This is a genomic window from Helicobacter hepaticus ATCC 51449 (assembly GCF_000007905.1).
GTDB classification, from domain to species: domain Bacteria; phylum Campylobacterota; class Campylobacteria; order Campylobacterales; family Helicobacteraceae; genus Helicobacter_C; species Helicobacter_C hepaticus.
Genome location: NC_004917.1, coordinates 131,750 through 147,599, shown reverse-complemented (window position 1 = coordinate 147,599; position 15,850 = coordinate 131,750). Strand labels below are relative to the sequence as shown.

Here is a 15,850-nt window from a genome sequence, read left to right as displayed (position 1 = left end):
TTAAGCTAAAATTTGTTTATTTGCTTTATGTAAAGCTTTAGGTGGTTTAATAGGGTTGTAAGGAAAAATAAAAAAAGGAAAATGATATGGAAGTTGTGCAAATTAATATAGAAATTGTTATCACCTTTATAGCTTATTCAGCTTTAATGCTTTTTATAGGTTTTTATTTTTTTACGAAAAATAAAAATACAGAGGATTATTTCTTAGGTGGTCGTTCTTTGGGACCCGTTGTTTCCGCCCTGAGTGCAGGAGCAAGTGATATGAGTGGTTGGCTTTTATTAGGTTTGCCAGGTGCACTTTATGTGAGTGGTTTTATAGAAAGCTATATAGCCATAGGGCTTACCATAGGAGCTTTTTTAAATTGGACTTTTGTAGCAAAAAGATTAAGAATCTATACAAGTGTGATTGCTAATAGTATTACCATACCTGATTATTTTGAGACGAGATTTGATGATGATAAGCATATATTGCGCGTGGTATGCGCGTTTGTGATTTTAATATTTTTTACCTTTTATGTAAGTTCTGGGCTTGTAAGTGGAGCCAAACTTTTTGAAAGCACTTTTGGACTTAAATATGAATATGCTCTTATCACAGGCACTCTTATCATAGTGGCTTATACTTTCTTAGGTGGATACAAAGCGGTTTGTTGGACTGATTTGATACAAGGGCTTTTAATGATGTGTGCTTTGATAGTTGTGCCCGTAGTGATGTTAAGTCATTTAGGTGGCTTTGGGCAAGCTATACAGATAGTGAGCGAAGTAAAGCCAAGTGCTCTTTCTATGGGAAAAGGAGTATCGGCACTTGCTATTATATCAGCTCTAGCTTGGGGATTAGGATATTTTGGGCAGCCCCATATACTTGTGCGATTTATGTCTATTCGTTCAACAAAAGAAATATCTACAGCAACCTTTGTAGGTATCTCTTGGATGATTATTTCCTTACTCGGTTCTTGTTTAATAGGGGTTTTGGGCATTGCTTATGTGCATAAATTTAATCTCACTCTCCACGACCCTGAAAAAATTTTTATTGTGATGAGTCAGCTTTTATTTAATCCTTGGGTGGCTGGTATTTTACTTTCAGCCATACTTGCGGCTATTATGAGCACAGCTAGCTCACAACTTTTGGTATCTAGCTCAACCATAGCTGAAGATTTTTACAGACGAATTTTTAATAAAGAAGCAAGTTCAATAACCGTGATGAGGCTTGGAAGAATAGGAGTTTTGCTCGTTGCAGTTGTTGCCTTTTTAATATCAACTGATAAAAATTCAAGTATTTTAAGTATAGTAGCCTATGCTTGGGCTGGTTTTGGCGCAAGCTTTGGTTCTGTTATGCTTTTTTCTTTATTTTGGAGCAAAATGACGAGACTAGGAGCAATTTGTGGAATGATTACAGGGGCTGTAGTAGTGGTGGTGTATAAGAATTTTCTTTCAAGTTATTTTGGCATTTATGAAATAGTGCCGGGGTTTGTTTGTGCAAGTATAGTTATTATTATAGTGAGCTTAATGAGCAAAGTGCGTCCTGGGACAAAAGCAGCTTATGAGACTATGCTCAAGAATCTTTAATATTTTTGAGGCAGTATATTATCTCATAACAAAAGTGTGGTATTTAGCCCTTGTTTATTTTAGTTTAACTATAATTATAAGTTTTATAAAATATTGTAAATATGGGGAGAAAAATGGCAACAGAACCAATGACAAATTATGGCTATGAAAAGCTTTGTGCAGAGCTTAAAAATCTCAAAGAAGTGGAGCGTCCACGCATTGTGGTTGAAATTGATATTGCACGTAGCCACGGGGATTTAAAAGAAAACGCAGAATACCACGCCGCGAGGGAAAAACAAGCTTTTATTGAAGCACGTATCAATGAATTGGGACTTATGCTTGCGAATGCGCAAGTGATTGACCCTGCAAGTTTGCCACATAATAAGGTAAGTTTTGGCTCAAGCGTAAAGATTCTTAATCTTGATACTGATAAAGAATTTGTTTATACGCTTGTAGGCTCTATGGAAAGTAATCCTTCTAAGGGGCTTATTTCAGTTTCTTCGCCTATTGCTAAAGCACTGATGGGTAAATCAGAAGGCGATGAAGTGAGTATCACATTGCCTAATGGAGAAAATGAATTTGAGATTCTTGAGGTATTTTATAAGGACATTGTATTTGAGGGGTAAAGAGTGATGAAGCATATGCATATTAAGATTAAAAAACTTCATTCTCACGCTGTGATACCGAGTTATCAGACGCCACAAGCGGCAGGATTTGATTTGCACGCAGTAGAAGATTCTTTAATAAAAGCTAGAGATAGAGGGCTTGTAGGCACAGGATTAGCTTTTGAGATAGAATCTGGCTTTGAAGTGCAGGTGCGTCCAAGAAGTGGGTTGGCACTTCATAATGGGGTAAGTGTGCTTAATACGCCTGGGACGATTGATAGTGATTATCGTGGAGAAATTAAAGTGATTTTAATCAATCATTCAAATGAGGATTTTCATATTCATAGAGGTGATAGAATCGCTCAAGCAGTTGTGAGTGAGGTAACTCAAGCGGTATTTACAGAGGTGCAGGAATTAGGGCAGAGTGTGCGGGGAGAGAGAGGATTTGGCTCTTCTGGTGTTGCACGCAAAGGACACTATCAGGGAAAGCCATTAGCTTAAAGGAGATTCTATGAGTTTAAAAACAGATTTAAAAGACATAAAAGACGAATTCAATAAAGATGAGAAAATCTTAGAAAGCGCATTTCGCTTGGAGATTTTATGGCGCAGATACCGCAAATATATTATATTGCTTATATTGTGTATGTTTGGGATTGGTATAGGGTGGATTATCAATGATTATATGGTGTCTAAACGTGCAGAAGAAGCAAGTTTGGCATACGCTAAACTTGCTGAAGATGCAACAGACAAAGAGGCTTTGCAATCATTAAAAAAATCAAGCCCAGCTTTGTATGATTTATATCGTTATAGTAATGCACACGGCGATATAGCCGTGTATGAAAGTTTAATAGATTCGAAAAATGAGTTTGTGCGCACTCTTGCGCGATATGAAGTTGCTTCTTATAGGGCAAGTTCGCTATTAGAAAAAACAAATAATCAAGATTCTTATCAAGCTGCTCTTGCACAAAACCTAGAATCTTTAGAAAAAACTACGAGTTCAAGCCTTAAAGATTTAGCAATTTTGCAAGAAGCATATCTTCTTTTTCAAGCACATAAACCCCAAGAAGCACATCAAAAACTTATGCTTATCTCGGAAAGCTCACCACTTTATAGAGAAGCTATGATGTTAAAACATTTTGGATTACGCGATAAGCCATCATCATAGGCAATAAAGTTTAACAAGAAGGGGAAGTTGTGATAAAAAGGAGATTCATATTTGTAGCTTTTGTATGCTTGATAATAGGATTTTTTATCAATGGCTGCAGTTCTAAAAAGCATTTTGAGCCTCAAATTATCAGTGGTGAAATGCGTTTTAATGGTAAATTAAGTGCAGCTATACAAAATGTATCAAGAGAAGGCGCAGTGCTTAAAGACCATACTTTGCTTAGTTTTACACAAGGTATCACTCCTCTTTTAGTGCAAAAAGGTTACACATTCCTTACACAACATAACAATATATTTGTATTGCAAAAACAATGCCAAGAGATTATGGTAATAGAGTCAGATGCAACGCAAAATGCGCCCACTATCCACGTACTTCCTTTTGATAAATGCATACTTTCTGCAGCATTTAAAGATAATAAGCTTGCTATGGTGCTTTTGGATAATACTCTTGTGTATTATGATATTATTAAACAAAAAGAAATTTTCTCTCAAAAATATCCCTCTGTTTTGGCTATAAACTCCTATCTTGCCTCGCCTAAAATAACATCTGAATATGTCATTTATCCGGATTTAGAAGGAAAGATTCTTATCTATAGCATTGCACAAAATAAAATCGTCAAAGATATTCTCATTATAAGCGATAAGTTTTTTAACAATGTTATTTATCTATATGCTCAAGAAAAATATATTCTTGCTGCTACGGCTAAACGTGTAAGTGCCATTATTGATAATAAGAGCTTTAAATATGATGTGGATTTGCGCGATGTGTTGTTTTTTAATAATAAAGTATATGTTTTAAGCATTGAGGGTGAGATTTTAGAGCTTGACCATACATTGAAATTATTGCGTAAAGTGCGTTTGCCCTTTGCAGTATTAAGTGGGATTGTAATAAAAAACAATACACTTTATACACTTGAATCCGGAGGGTATCTGATAGCACTTAATCTTAAAGATTTTGCTCCTATGATATATAAAAATAATCTTGCCAAGAAGAAAAGCCTTTTTTACAATCAAGATACTTTTTTTTATGATAAAGTATATAAAAGGTTTGAATAATGCTTCTTTGTGATATAGGTAATACCTTTTTACATTTTTATCATAAGGGCAGGATTTGGAAAGAAAAGCCTTATGCACTTACGAAAAAAAAAGAGAATCTCCCTATTTATTATATAAGCGTAAATGAGCGCTTTGAGCGTTGTTTGCTTGCTTCTCACCCACATTGTGTAAATGTGAATGAACATATAGAGTTACAAACGCAATATGTAGGTTTAGGTGTGGATAGAAAGGCGGCGTGTAGGGCGATTGATAATGGAGTGATTATTGATGCGGGAAGTGCAATTACTGCAGATGTTATGCAAGAGGGTGTGCATATAGGCGGATATATTATGCCTGGACTTGAAGCATATAGGAGAATGTATAGTGATATTTCGCCTGTATTAAATAGAGAGATTGAACCTGGTGTGAATCTTTCTATTTTGCCTCAAAATACTGCAGATGCAATTAGTTTTGGTGTGCTTAAAAGTGTAATTTTAATGATAAAAAATACCTCACGCACCAAAAAACTTTATTTTACAGGTGGTGATGGTAAGTTTTTCGCGCGTTTTTTTGAGAATGCCATTTATGATAACACTCTTGTGTTTAAAGGTATGCAAAAAGTTTTAGAAAAACAAATTTAATAAGTTAGCCAAGATTTTATAAGGAGGAGAAATGATAAAAGTAGCTTTGCCCAAAGGACGTATAGCAAATGAGAGTTTAGCATTGTTTGAGCGATTATATGGAAGCAAGTTTGTTTTTGATGACAGAAAGCTGATTTTGGAGCATCAAGGTTTTATTTTTATGCTCGTGCGTAGTCAAGATGTGCCAACTTATGTCATTCATCAAGCTGTAGATATAGGAATTGTAGGATTAGATGTGATTGAGGAGCAACAAGCAAATGTAGTCAAGCTTTTAAATCTTGGCATTGGCAAATGTAAAGTTGTGGTAGGTTCTGAATTGGGCAAAAGCATTGACTATCAAAAGCCACAGCTTAAAATTGCCACCAAAATGCCCCATATTACACGCAAATATTTCTCCAACAAAGCAATTTCTATTGAAGCTTTAAAACTTTATGGCTCAATAGAACTTGCACCACTTGTGGGCTTAAGCGATGCGATTGTGGATATTGTAGAAACAGGAGTGACAATGAAGCAAAATAATCTCAAAATTGATGAGGTTATTATGGAATCAAGCGCTTATTTAATAGCAAATAAAAATAGTTTTTATGAGAAAAAAGAGCTGATTTTAGCACTCTATGAGCGACTTAAATCTACTTTAGACTCTAAGTAATCAAGGGGCAGATATGAAAGCAGTAGCGATAGTTTTGTGTTTATTTGGGATGAGTTTGTGTGCTGGGGAGTGGGTAATGTTTTCTGATGGGAAAGATACTTATATTTATTCAACCAACACGGGGGAAGTGTATGTGCGCCATAGCGTAGGGAAAAAGAATTATGAGGATATTTTTGTAAAAATGCCTCGTGGTATGCAGCCCAATGAATTGCGAGATTCTAAGACACGCAGCAACGCGTCAATTTCACCATCACAAAATAGCATTGAGAGCAATCGATTAAAAGATATACAATTTAATGCACTTAAAAAATCCCAAGATATGCTTAATAGTGCCATTGAATAACGCAGGCACTTAGAAGCTAAATTGCCCTCCGACTCTTACACTCATATAATTAGAGAGATTTGTATCATACAGGGTGATATTTTGCCCTAAGCCATATTGCACTGCCACATCAAGGAATCCTAAGAGATTTATTCCCCCCGTGAGGATAAGTCCTTCTCCAGCATTAGAGCGTATATCTTGCATAGCTCCTAGCCTTAAATCTATGAATTTAAAATTTGCCATAACACCGCCACCAAGAAATTGACTTTGCGGACTTGAGAGTGAGAGGGTATCATTGGGCAAAATATCAGCATCAAAAGCAAAGGTTAAAAAATTCAGCATTTCATAGCTCACTCCCGCACGCACTTGCCGATGAATAGTGAAATCTTGCCCATTATGAGTCTTAATCACAGGATTATTGATATTTTTTACCACAAGTCCGAGATTAAAATTTTTCATAAATCGTGGTGTGTAGAGTAGCCCTATATCAGCTCCAAAAACATAACCTGTGGTAATGTCATTTTTATTAATATCTACATCTGGCACATTTCCTACACTAAAGTTAATATTTTTTCCATAACTCATTGTGTGCATAAATTTACCCGCTATCCCTATATTTATATCTCCTAAAGGCGTAAAAAGCGTATGTCCATAGCCCAGTGGGACTTCTACAAGGGCTAAAGCATTTGCATTAAGGGTATGTTGTGCTTGGCTACTCATTATTGAATTATTATCAAAATCTTGTTGAGTTTTACCAGATTCTAAAGAAATATTATCTCCGCTGATACTTGCGAGATAATATTTACCGCCCAAGTCAAAAATAAGCTGATTACGAACTGAATCAAGTGTCAAAGAGGCATTAGAAAATGCGGAAGCAAACACACCAAGCCCTACCGCACCGCGTCCTGTATCCACTTCTTGTATATCAATACTTCCCACCTTATCGCTCTCTATACGCCTTTGCTTTTTATCTCCTGCGATTTGGAAGACAAAGCCATTTTGTGAGGAGAAATTGACATCATTGTTATTCAATGCCCTATTAATAATGCCAAAGTCATTTAAAAGCTTATCAATAACAGAATCTGCACCTTTTGTAAGGGTAAGTTTCCCTGCGGATTCTAAAATTTTATCAGCAATATCTGCTGTGCTGCCTGCTTGGTCAAGTCCATTTAACACATCACCTAGATTACTAGCATCAATACCAGAGATAATATTTCCTATCAATGGGCTACCACCTTTATTTGCTGCCTCAATGAGTTTATCTTTGAGTTTATTTGCTAAGTTTATATTACCACTAATAGTGGTAGCACAATTAGCAAAGGTCGTGCAAGCAGTAGTTGTAGAATCAAGACTTGTAAGAAGATTTGATAAATCAGTTGCTGTAATTGTCCCGGGAGTTTGAGGATTAGGAATTAACGCATTGAGTGCTCCACCGAGTGCACCATCAACTGCTGTGCCTCCAATAGTTACACTTGCCCCTCCCCCACTCATAATCTGTTCATTAAGTGTAGTAGGAAGATTATTAAGGTTATCCACATCAATAGTTGCAACCTGCGCAAGATTTTGTTCTTTAATTTGTGCTCCAAAGCTATAACCTACTTTTGCTCGTCTATCTGCACCTAGCAGTGCAGGATTATAATATAATCCCCACGCAGAATCTTTAAGTGCAACCCCTGCTCCACCTATACCAGCAGAGACTTGCCCCATAGAACCAAATTCTAGCGCAAAGCTGCTTATTGCAATACAGAGCATTCCTAGTATAATTTGTTTCATAACACCTCTTTTAAGCGATTCTCTAAAAATCTCAAAATTAAAATTTTTAAAGAAAAAATCGTGCCATTTTTACACATTTTTTCTTTTTAAAGTTTAATTTTTTGCTTTTTTGTATAGAATCTTACCAAAAAAGGAACGCTTTTAGCATAGAGATTATTTAGAATGATTCAAAGAATATTTAAAGTTTAAAGGCGAATGCAATGAGAGGTAAGAGAGTGCAAATAACAAGAGTAGCTTTAATTTTAAGCTTATTGTGCGCAAATGTAAGCTTTGGAGAATCAAAAAACTATACTCCTCTACAAAAAGCGTATCAGGCGTGGCTTGAGGGAGAATTTAAAAGAGCAGTGCGTCTGTATGAAAATGCTTGTGCTAGTGATGATATGGGTGGTTGCCACGCACTTGGAACTTTGTATTTTCAAGGAAGCGGAGTGAGTCAAAATTATTCTGTAAGTGCAAGTTATTATTTTAAGGCGTGTAATGGTGGCTTTGCACAATCGTGTAGCTCTTTAGGTGTGCTTTATCATTATGGTTTGGGAGTGAGGCAAGATTATGATATTGCTCTTAATCTTTATCATCGCTCTTGTGAATCGGGCTATGCGAGAGGTTGTAATAATTTGGGAGTGATGTTTGAGGAGGGCTTGGGTGTGAGGAGAGATTTTAAACAAGCAGGATTGTATTATGCAGATTCTTGTTTGGCAAATGATGATAAAGCGTGCTTTAATCTTGCAGAAATGTTTATGGAAGGCAAAGGTGTTAAAAAAGACAGGCAAAAAGCAATGGAATACTATGGCTTATCGTGTGATTTTGGCTTCCAAGAGGGCTGTGATGAATATAAAGCTCTGAAACTAAAGGAAAAATAATGAGAATCTTGCTTGCCTTTACCATAAGCTTAAGCTTTGCTTTTGGTGCGTGGCTTGCTGATGAAAATATGGAGCACCCCGAAAGTTCAGATATGCATAAGAGAATTGCTCAATATCTTCAAAATTGTGAAAATGGCTCGGCAGGAGATTGCTATTTTGTCGCACACGAATATATGAAGGGTGAAGATGATTTGCAATGGTATGCAGAGGCTGCCTATTATTATCAACTTGCTTGCAATGGAGGCGTGCTTAAAGGATGTAGCAATCTTGGAGTCTTATATGAAAATGGACTTGGTGTAAAGCAGGATTATGCTACAAGTGCTCGGCTGTATAGCTATGCGTGTTCTTATGCTGAACCTGATGGGTGTAATAATTTAGGTATGCTTTCTCAAAAAGGAAAATTTGTTGTTAAAAACTATGCTAATGCAATGATGCTTTATAAACGTGCGTGTGCAGGTGGGAGTAGTGCAGGGTGTATGAATCTAGGTGATATGTATGCTAAAGGCATAGGTATGATAAAAAATAAAAAGAAGGCACTTAGTTTTTATGGACGAGCGTGTGATATAGGATTCCAAGAAGGGTGTGAGCTGTATAATCAATATACTCAATAGATTTGAAGTATTCTCGTAATGGTCGGAGTAGCGGGATTCAAACCCACGACCTCACCCACCCCAAGGGTGCGCGCTAATCAGGCTGCGCTATACTCCGATTAAATAAAATAAGGGCGACATTATAGCGAAATTTTTTAATTTGTCTAGTTTATTATTTTAAGGAATATAATTTGCTTGTATTGTTATAGAATCTTTAAATAAAGAGGCAAGGAAGCGCATTATGAGAAGAAAAAATAATAATAAAATATGGATATGGGTTGCAACACTTATCCTTTCTATATCTGCACTCTATGGACAAAAGATTAATCAAATTGCTCAAATTGTTGGCATTAGGGATAATAGCTTGGTAGGGTATGGTTTAGTCATAGGACTAAATGGCACAGGGGATAAGAGCGGTTCAAAATTTACTATGCAAAGCATTGCTAATATGCTTGAAAGCGTGAATGTCAAACTCTCTGCAAATGATATTAAGTCAAAAAATGTAGCTGCGGTAATGGTTACAGCCTCTTTGCCACCTTTTGCAAGACAAGGCGATAAGCTTGATATTCTTGTTTCTTCTATCGGCGATGCTAAATCTATTAATGGCGGGACACTTGTAATGACACCACTTACAGGTGTTGATGGCAATATTTATGCTTTAGCACAGGGAAATATCACTTTTGGTGAAAGTGGAAGCACTCTCTCTGGCACAATTATAGGGGGAGCAAGTGTAGAGCGCGAGATAGCTTATAATCTTTATAATCAAGAAAATGCAACTTTAAGCTTAAAGTCTTCAGACTTGCAAAATGCAATTAAGATTCAGCAAGCCCTCAATGATGTGTTTCGTGATGCGATTGCGGTGGCAGTAGATGCACGAACAATTAAGCTTAAAAAACCTGAAAATTTGAGTATGGTGGAGTTTTTGGCTTTAGTTGAAGAAGTGGAAATTGATTATTCACGTAAAGAACGTATTGTTATTGATGAGAAATCTGGCACGATTGTAGCAGGAGTGGGGATTACTATTGACCCTGTGGTGGTAACACACGGAGATATTACGATTAAAATTTCTGATGAAATGCCTGATGATCCTGAAGCAATTAAACTTGAAGATGGCACAATGATGAGCAGAGCTCAAGGCACCATTAGTAGCACTAATGGCACAAAACCAACGGTTTCAAGTGTTGTTAAAGCATTACAAAGAATGGGCGCAACGCCACGCAATGTTATCTCAATCCTTGAAAGTATGAAGAAATCCGGCGCATTAAATGCTGATATTGAAGTAATGTAGGAGAAAAACAATGAAACTTGATACCACTATGGCAATGACAAATTATCATACAGCGCAATTTGAGCAAAATAGCAAAATAAAGAAAATACAACTTGATAAAAATACAGAAGATGCACAGCTTAAGGAGCAAACAGATAATTTTGAAGCTTTGCTTCTTAAAATTATGCTCCAAGATGCAATCAAAAATGATGATACGCTCTATCCTAAACAAGCAGGAAGTGATATTTATCACTCTATGTATATTGACCAATTAAGCCAAGAGCTAAGCGGGAATTTTGGGTATAGCGAATTATTATTTAATTTCTTAAAAGAGCAACAAAGTGCAACTAAAATCAATGTTTCAAAGAATCTTGCACAAAGAGGACAACAAAGTTTTTATGGAAAGTCAAAATAGCCTTATTAATCCGGAGATTCTTGAGCATTTAAGCAGTGATGATAAAAGTATTTTGCTTGAATCTCTCGCCACTTTGATACAAAGCACCTATGGCACAGAGTATGAATTTAAAAAATTACAAAATGATTTTAATAGCCTTAAAGCCTTGTATGAATGGGTTCTTGAGCTGATACCACAAGCTATTTGGGTGATAGAATCTGATGGCAGTGTATTTTATCAAAATGTAGAAGCAAGCAAGCTTAATGATATATTAGAAAGTCTTACCCATCTTGGTGAGGGGGAGCACGAAGTGGAACATCAAGGGCAATTTTATCTTTTGCAATCAAGCATAAAAGATGGCAAACAAGTGATGAGTGCAACAAATATTACTAATCAAAAGCGGCAAGAACGTTTGGCTTCTATGGGACAGGTTTCTGCTCATTTAGCTCACGAGATTCGTAATCCTATAGGTTCTATATCGCTCCTTACTTCTAGTCTTCTCAAACGTTGCGATGCACAACTTAAACCACTTGTATTTGAAATAAAAAAAGCTTTGTGGCGTGTAGAACGGCTTATCAATGCTACTTTACTTTTTACAAAAGGTGTCAATCCAAATCGTCAATTGTATCGCATTATAGATTTTGAAGATGCTCTTTATGAGAGTGTGAGTTATTACACATATTCCAAAAATATTGATTTTAGTTTTGATTTGGGTGCAGACAAACAAACGCAAATTTTCGTAGACTTTGATTTAATCAGTATAGTGCTACAAAATTTTCTCTCTAATGCTATTGACGCAATTGAAGAGGGTGAATGTGAAGAAGGGCTTGTGAGTGTGAGATTTATTGATGAAGAAGAGTTTTGGTGCTTTAGTTTTAGAGATAATGGGCGACAAATACAAGACAAAAATATTCTTTATGAACCCTTTAAGACGACAAAACTAAAGGGCAATGGGTTAGGATTAGCATTATGCCAACAGATCATTGCAGCGCATAATGGTGTGATTTATCTTGATGATACTTGTGAGAGTAAAACCTTTTTTGTAAAACTTGCCAAAAACTAAATCTATGTTGTTATAATACTTATAAATATATAGAGTATTTAAAGAATCTAAAAAGTAAGGAGAAATATGCGCATCACAAAAATTGCCCCAGCACAAAGCTTTGAGCGTGAATTTGATGGTATTGCCACAGATAAATCAATTTCACATCGTGCAGCTATATTTGCGCTTTTATCTTCTGCACCTTGTGAAGTGGAAGGTTATCTTATGGGTGAAGATACGCTTCATACTCTTCATATCGCGCGCGAACTTGGATTGGGAATAGAGCAAAAAGGTAGTGTATTACGTCTTATTCCGCCGCGTAATGGTATATGTGAGCCACATAAGGTTCTTGATTGTGGAAATGCAGGAACTGGAATGCGTTTATTTGCTGGGTTGCTTAGTGGTGTTAAAGGACATTTTGTCCTTACGGGCGATGAATATCTTAATGCCCGCCCTATGAAGCGCATTACTGAGCCCTTAAGTGCTATTGGTGCGTGTATCAACGGAAGAGAAAATAATGCTTATGCACCCTTAAGCATTGTGGGAGCGCAACTTCAGACTTTTGATTATAAAAGTACTATTGCATCTGCGCAGGTAAAAAGTGCAATGATTCTTGCAGGTTTGCAGACAGCTGGACAATCGAGATTTTATGAACCACTTTTAAGTCGCAATCATACTGAAAATATGTTACGTGGTATGGGGGTGCATATACAAGAAAGAGAATGCGAAGATGGTGGATATGAGGTAGTATTTGAAGGTTTAAAAGAAACAAATAAACAATTAGAAGCTTTTAAGTTTCAAGTGCCAGCTGACCCTTCAAGTGCATTTTATTTTGCAGTGGCAGCTTGTGTGCTTGGTGCAAAAGTGAAACTAAAAAATGTATTACTTAATAAAACACGTATTGAAGCTTTTAAAATATTAGAATCTATGGGAGCAAAAGTAGCTTATCATCATCTTTCTTCACTTTATGAGGAAGTAGGTGATATTGAGGTGCAAGGTGGAAGTTTAAAGGCTGTGAGGGTAGATTCTCGTATTGCGTGGCTCATTGATGAGATTCCAGCATTAAGTATATGCTTTGCTTTAGCAAAAGGAAAGAGCGAAGTGTATAATGCCAAAGAGTTACGTGTAAAAGAAAGTGATAGGATTCGCGCTACTATTACGAATTTGCGAGTTATGGGTATTAGATGTGAAGAGTTTGATGATGGCTTTAGTGTGTATGGAGGGGAGCTAAAAAGGGCGAGAGTGAGTTCTTTTGGTGATCATCGTATTGCTATGAGTTTTGCTATTGCCCAGCTTGCTTGTGGAGGTGAGATTGAAGATAGTGAATGTATTGATGTTTCTTTTCCACACTTTTTGACTCTTTTATCACAAATTACAGCTGTGGAGAATGCAAATGAAAGTTAAGTTTGCAAAAAAGTATGGGTTTTGTTTTGGTGTAAAAAGAGCTATTCGTATTGCTGAACGCAATCAGCACGCAACAACTTTTGGTCCCTTAATACATAATAGCCGCGAAATTGAACGTCTTCAAAAAGACTTTGATGTGAGTTTAAGTAGAAGCTTAGAAGAGGCACAGAAGTTTAAAAGTGTTATAGTGCGCACACACGGCATTACAAAAGATGATTTACAAGTGCTTAAAGAGCATCATACACATATTATTGATGCAACTTGTCCTTTTGTAACAAAACCACAACAAATTGTTGAAAAAATGTCTCAAGAAGGTTATCAGATTATTATTTTCGGGGATAATAGCCATCCTGAAGTTAAGGGTGTAGCAAGTTATGGTGATGATGTGGCTATTATTGCAAATATAGATGAACTTAAGCATCTTACACTTAAGAAAAAGGTAGCACTTGTTTCTCAAACGACTAAACAACCGGAGCACTTTGGCAAGATTGCAGCGTTGTTAGTTTCGCTTGTTAATGAGTGTCGTATATTTAATACGATTTGCAGTGCTACATTTGAGAATCAATTTGCTGTTGATGAATTAAGCCGTGAAGCGGATATTATGGTTATTGTTGGAGGAAAAAATTCTTCTAACACAAAGCAACTTTTTAAAATTGCCAAAGAATATTGCACAGATAGCTATTTGATAGAAGATGAAAATGAGATAGATAATACTTGGTTTGTAGGAAAAGAACTTTGTGGCATTACTGCTGGAGCCTCTACACCTGATTGGATTATTTCACGTGTGCAGGAAAAAATAGAACAAATTTGAGAATCTTTTGTGCCTATGCGGTATTCTTAAGTTATAACAAGGTTTTTTTTGTGTAGAATTGTTTAAACTTTGATTTTTAAGTAAAGGGTATTAATGTTGGTTAATTTGGAGCATGATGATTTCATTACCGAAGAAGAGGATTTTGCAGCGTTATTTGAGGCAAGCGAAAAGAAAGCGGATGCTGGAGCAATACAAATTGGTGAGATAGTTGCTATAACTGATGAATATGCAATGGTAGCACTTGCTAATGAGAAATCAGAAGCAATGTTACGACTTGGTGAGATTCAAGATGATAATGGCAATTTACTTTTTAACATAAATGATAAAATTGAAGTATTTGTAACACCCGGAAGAGGTGGGAGACCAAATGCATCGTATAAAAAGGCTCTGAAATCAAAAAGAATTGTTGAAAAAATCGCACAAATAGCAGATAACTATCAAGATAAAATTATTGAAGCAAAGGTAATTAAGAAAAATAAAGGCGGTTTTATTTTAGAGTATGATGGAATTGATGTGTTTATGCCACGCCGGGATTCTGCAATACGTGAAGATGATAAAGCAATAGGTAAAATTTACAAGGTTGCTATTGTTAATATTAATAAAGAGAGTAATTCTATTATTGTATCGCGTAAAAGGTTTTTTGAGATTGATGATAAAAATCGTCAAAATGTAAGTGCCAAATTGCTTGAAAATGATGGTGTGCAAAAGGGCATTGTAAAAAAAATTGCTCCTTTTGGTGTTTTTGTTGATGTATATGGAGTAGAAGGGCTTGTTCATTATACAGAGCTTAGTCATAAAGGACCTATTAATCCAGCTAAAAATTTTAAAGAAGGCGATGAGGTTGTTGTTAAGGTGCTTGGATATGATGAGAAAAAACGTCGTCTTTCACTTTCAATGAAGGCACTTGGCGATGATCCTTGGAAAGAAATTGAAAAAGAGCTTGAGGTGGGTTATTCCATTAAAGTAAGCGTGAGTAATATTGAGCCCTATGGAGCATTTGTGGATTTAGGCAATGATATTGAGGGCTTTTTGCATATTTCAGAAATTTCGTGGGATAAAAATATCAAGCACCCCTCAAGTTATTTAAACGTAGGACAAGAAATTGATGTAGAAATTATTGAAATTGATACGGATAATAAAAGATTGCGCGTTTCGCTTAAAAAACTCCTTGATAAGCCTTTTGTGTATTTTGCAAAAACGCATCAGGTGGGAGAAATTATTAAGGGCAAGATAGCAACTTTAACTGATTTTGGAGCATTTGTGAATCTTGGTGGCGTTGATGGACTACTCCATAATGAAGATGCTTATTGGGATAAGAAATCTAAATGTAAAGATGGATTTAAAGTGGGCGATGAGATTGAAGTTAAAATTATTAAAATTGACAAAGAGCACGAGAGAGTTTCTCTCTCTAAAAAGCTTCTTGAGCATTCTCCTGCAAGAGAATTTGGAAAAACGCATAAAGTTGATGATGTGGCACGTGGCTCTATAATTGATATAAAAGATTTTGGTATTTTTATCAAAATTGATGAAATGGAGGCACTTATTCGCAATGAAGATATTCAGCCGCTGAAGAAAGAAGATCTTAAAGCGGGGGAAGAGATTGAATGTGTGATTACTCATATTGATGAAGAAAATAATAAAGTGAGGGCTTCTATTAAAAGACTAGAGCGACAAAAGGAAAAAGAAACGCTCAAAGCCTTTAATTCAGAAGAGAAAATGACACTTGGTGATAAACTTAAAAATCGCTTATAG

General features: G+C 36.1%; 17 protein-coding genes and 1 tRNA gene. 16 read left to right on the top strand and 2 right to left on the bottom strand.

The window, feature by feature from the left end; genetic code table 11:
- The first annotated feature begins 86 nt into the window (after positions 1-86).
- The 8 genes from putP to HH_RS00735 all read left to right on the top strand — a co-directional run bounded on the left by putP (position 87) and on the right by HH_RS00735 (position 5,978).
- The gene (putP, locus tag HH_RS00770; RefSeq protein WP_041308918.1) at positions 87-1,562 is read left to right on the top strand and encodes a sodium/proline symporter PutP; all 1,476 of its coding nucleotides are present in this window, start codon (positions 87-89) and stop codon (positions 1,560-1,562) included.
- 113 nt (positions 1,563-1,675) lie between these two features.
- Complete coding sequence (gene greA, locus HH_RS00765) at positions 1,676-2,167, top strand: transcription elongation factor GreA (RefSeq protein ID WP_011114997.1); 492 nt, start codon at positions 1,676-1,678, stop codon at positions 2,165-2,167.
- Between the two features lie 15 nt (positions 2,168-2,182).
- On the top strand, positions 2,183-2,647 hold the full coding sequence (gene dut, locus HH_RS00760) for a dUTP diphosphatase (RefSeq protein WP_226989517.1): 465 nt from the start codon (positions 2,183-2,185) through the stop codon (positions 2,645-2,647).
- Between the two features lie 10 nt (positions 2,648-2,657).
- Positions 2,658-3,311, top strand: a complete 654-nt coding sequence (locus HH_RS00755) for a hypothetical protein (RefSeq protein WP_011114995.1) — start codon at positions 2,658-2,660, stop codon at positions 3,309-3,311.
- A 29-nt stretch (positions 3,312-3,340) separates the two neighbouring features.
- Entirely contained in the window at positions 3,341-4,366 is a 1,026-nt protein-coding gene (locus HH_RS00750; RefSeq protein ID WP_011114994.1) for a hypothetical protein, read from the top strand.
- Complete coding sequence (locus tag HH_RS00745) at positions 4,366-4,986, top strand: type III pantothenate kinase (RefSeq protein ID WP_011114993.1); 621 nt, start codon at positions 4,366-4,368, stop codon at positions 4,984-4,986. The genes HH_RS00750 and HH_RS00745 overlap by 1 nt, the downstream gene beginning before the upstream one ends.
- A gap of 31 nt (positions 4,987-5,017) precedes the next feature.
- Positions 5,018-5,635 carry an ATP phosphoribosyltransferase gene (hisG, locus tag HH_RS00740; protein WP_011114992.1) on the top strand — a complete coding sequence of 206 codons (618 nt, stop codon included), beginning with the start codon at positions 5,018-5,020 and terminating at the stop codon, positions 5,633-5,635.
- 13 nt (positions 5,636-5,648) lie between these two features.
- Complete coding sequence (locus HH_RS00735) at positions 5,649-5,978, top strand: hypothetical protein (protein ID WP_011114991.1); 330 nt, start codon at positions 5,649-5,651, stop codon at positions 5,976-5,978.
- Between the two features lie 9 nt (positions 5,979-5,987).
- Here the strand turns inward: HH_RS00735 and traF are convergent, their stop codons facing one another.
- Entirely contained in the window at positions 5,988-7,730 is a 1,743-nt protein-coding gene (gene traF, locus HH_RS00730) for a conjugal transfer protein TraF (protein ID WP_011114990.1), read from the bottom strand.
- Positions 7,731-7,930: 200 nt separating this feature from the next.
- On the opposite strand from traF, the gene HH_RS00725 reads away from it, so the two are divergent.
- Both HH_RS00725 and HH_RS00720 read left to right on the top strand, forming a co-directional pair.
- Complete coding sequence (locus HH_RS00725) at positions 7,931-8,590, top strand: tetratricopeptide repeat protein (RefSeq protein WP_138091986.1); 660 nt, start codon at positions 7,931-7,933, stop codon at positions 8,588-8,590.
- Complete coding sequence (locus HH_RS00720) at positions 8,590-9,201, top strand: tetratricopeptide repeat protein (protein ID WP_011114986.1); 612 nt, start codon at positions 8,590-8,592, stop codon at positions 9,199-9,201. The genes HH_RS00725 and HH_RS00720 overlap by 1 nt, the downstream gene beginning before the upstream one ends.
- Before the next feature lie 19 nt (positions 9,202-9,220).
- On the opposite strand, the gene HH_RS00715 is transcribed toward HH_RS00720, so the two are convergent.
- Positions 9,221-9,298, bottom strand: a tRNA-Pro gene (locus HH_RS00715).
- Between the two features lie 123 nt (positions 9,299-9,421).
- On the opposite strand from HH_RS00715, the gene HH_RS00710 reads away from it, so the two are divergent.
- The 6 genes from HH_RS00710 to HH_RS00685 all read left to right on the top strand — a co-directional run bounded on the left by HH_RS00710 (position 9,422) and on the right by HH_RS00685 (position 15,850).
- Complete coding sequence (locus HH_RS00710; RefSeq protein WP_011114985.1) at positions 9,422-10,468, top strand: flagellar basal body P-ring protein FlgI; 1,047 nt, start codon at positions 9,422-9,424, stop codon at positions 10,466-10,468.
- A 10-nt stretch (positions 10,469-10,478) separates the two neighbouring features.
- The gene (locus HH_RS00705) at positions 10,479-10,862 is read left to right on the top strand and encodes a rod-binding protein (RefSeq protein WP_011114984.1); all 384 of its coding nucleotides are present in this window, start codon (positions 10,479-10,481) and stop codon (positions 10,860-10,862) included.
- The gene (locus tag HH_RS00700) at positions 10,846-11,904 is read left to right on the top strand and encodes a sensor histidine kinase (RefSeq protein WP_011114983.1); all 1,059 of its coding nucleotides are present in this window, start codon (positions 10,846-10,848) and stop codon (positions 11,902-11,904) included. The genes HH_RS00705 and HH_RS00700 overlap by 17 nt, the downstream gene beginning before the upstream one ends.
- A gap of 66 nt (positions 11,905-11,970) precedes the next feature.
- The gene (gene aroA / locus HH_RS00695; protein WP_011114982.1) at positions 11,971-13,287 is read left to right on the top strand and encodes a 3-phosphoshikimate 1-carboxyvinyltransferase; all 1,317 of its coding nucleotides are present in this window, start codon (positions 11,971-11,973) and stop codon (positions 13,285-13,287) included.
- Positions 13,277-14,098 carry a 4-hydroxy-3-methylbut-2-enyl diphosphate reductase gene (locus HH_RS00690; protein WP_011114981.1) on the top strand — a complete coding sequence of 274 codons (822 nt, stop codon included), beginning with the start codon at positions 13,277-13,279 and terminating at the stop codon, positions 14,096-14,098. Before aroA ends, HH_RS00690 begins: the two co-directional genes overlap by 11 nt.
- A 93-nt stretch (positions 14,099-14,191) precedes the next feature.
- Positions 14,192-15,850, top strand: a complete 1,659-nt coding sequence (locus tag HH_RS00685) for a 30S ribosomal protein S1 (protein WP_011114980.1) — start codon at positions 14,192-14,194, stop codon at positions 15,848-15,850.

Bases quoted from the DNA above. Each gene is read 5' to 3' on its own strand.
- HH_RS00705 (WP_011114984.1), top strand. From the start codon at position 10,479: ATGAAACTTGATACCACTATGGCAATGACAAATTATCATACAGCGCAA.
- putP (WP_041308918.1), top strand. From the start codon at position 87: ATGGAAGTTGTGCAAATTAATATAGAAATTGTTATCACCTTTATAGCT.
- HH_RS00745 (WP_011114993.1), top strand. From the start codon at position 4,366: ATGCTTCTTTGTGATATAGGTAATACCTTTTTACATTTTTATCATAAG.
- aroA (WP_011114982.1), top strand. From the start codon at position 11,971: ATGCGCATCACAAAAATTGCCCCAGCACAAAGCTTTGAGCGTGAATTT.
- HH_RS00685 (WP_011114980.1), top strand. From the start codon at position 14,192: ATGTTGGTTAATTTGGAGCATGATGATTTCATTACCGAAGAAGAGGAT.
- HH_RS00710 (WP_011114985.1), top strand. From the start codon at position 9,422: ATGAGAAGAAAAAATAATAATAAAATATGGATATGGGTTGCAACACTT.
- HH_RS00735 (WP_011114991.1), top strand. From the start codon at position 5,649: ATGAAAGCAGTAGCGATAGTTTTGTGTTTATTTGGGATGAGTTTGTGT.
- HH_RS00755 (WP_011114995.1), top strand. From the start codon at position 2,658: ATGAGTTTAAAAACAGATTTAAAAGACATAAAAGACGAATTCAATAAA.
- HH_RS00720 (WP_011114986.1), top strand. From the start codon at position 8,590: ATGAGAATCTTGCTTGCCTTTACCATAAGCTTAAGCTTTGCTTTTGGT.
- greA (WP_011114997.1), top strand. From the start codon at position 1,676: ATGGCAACAGAACCAATGACAAATTATGGCTATGAAAAGCTTTGTGCA.
- hisG (WP_011114992.1), top strand. From the start codon at position 5,018: ATGATAAAAGTAGCTTTGCCCAAAGGACGTATAGCAAATGAGAGTTTA.
- HH_RS00690 (WP_011114981.1), top strand. From the start codon at position 13,277: ATGAAAGTTAAGTTTGCAAAAAAGTATGGGTTTTGTTTTGGTGTAAAA.
- HH_RS00725 (WP_138091986.1), top strand. From the start codon at position 7,931: ATGAGAGGTAAGAGAGTGCAAATAACAAGAGTAGCTTTAATTTTAAGC.
- dut (WP_226989517.1), top strand. From the start codon at position 2,183: ATGCATATTAAGATTAAAAAACTTCATTCTCACGCTGTGATACCGAGT.
- HH_RS00700 (WP_011114983.1), top strand. From the start codon at position 10,846: ATGGAAAGTCAAAATAGCCTTATTAATCCGGAGATTCTTGAGCATTTA.
- traF (WP_011114990.1), bottom strand. From the start codon at position 7,730: ATGAAACAAATTATACTAGGAATGCTCTGTATTGCAATAAGCAGCTTT.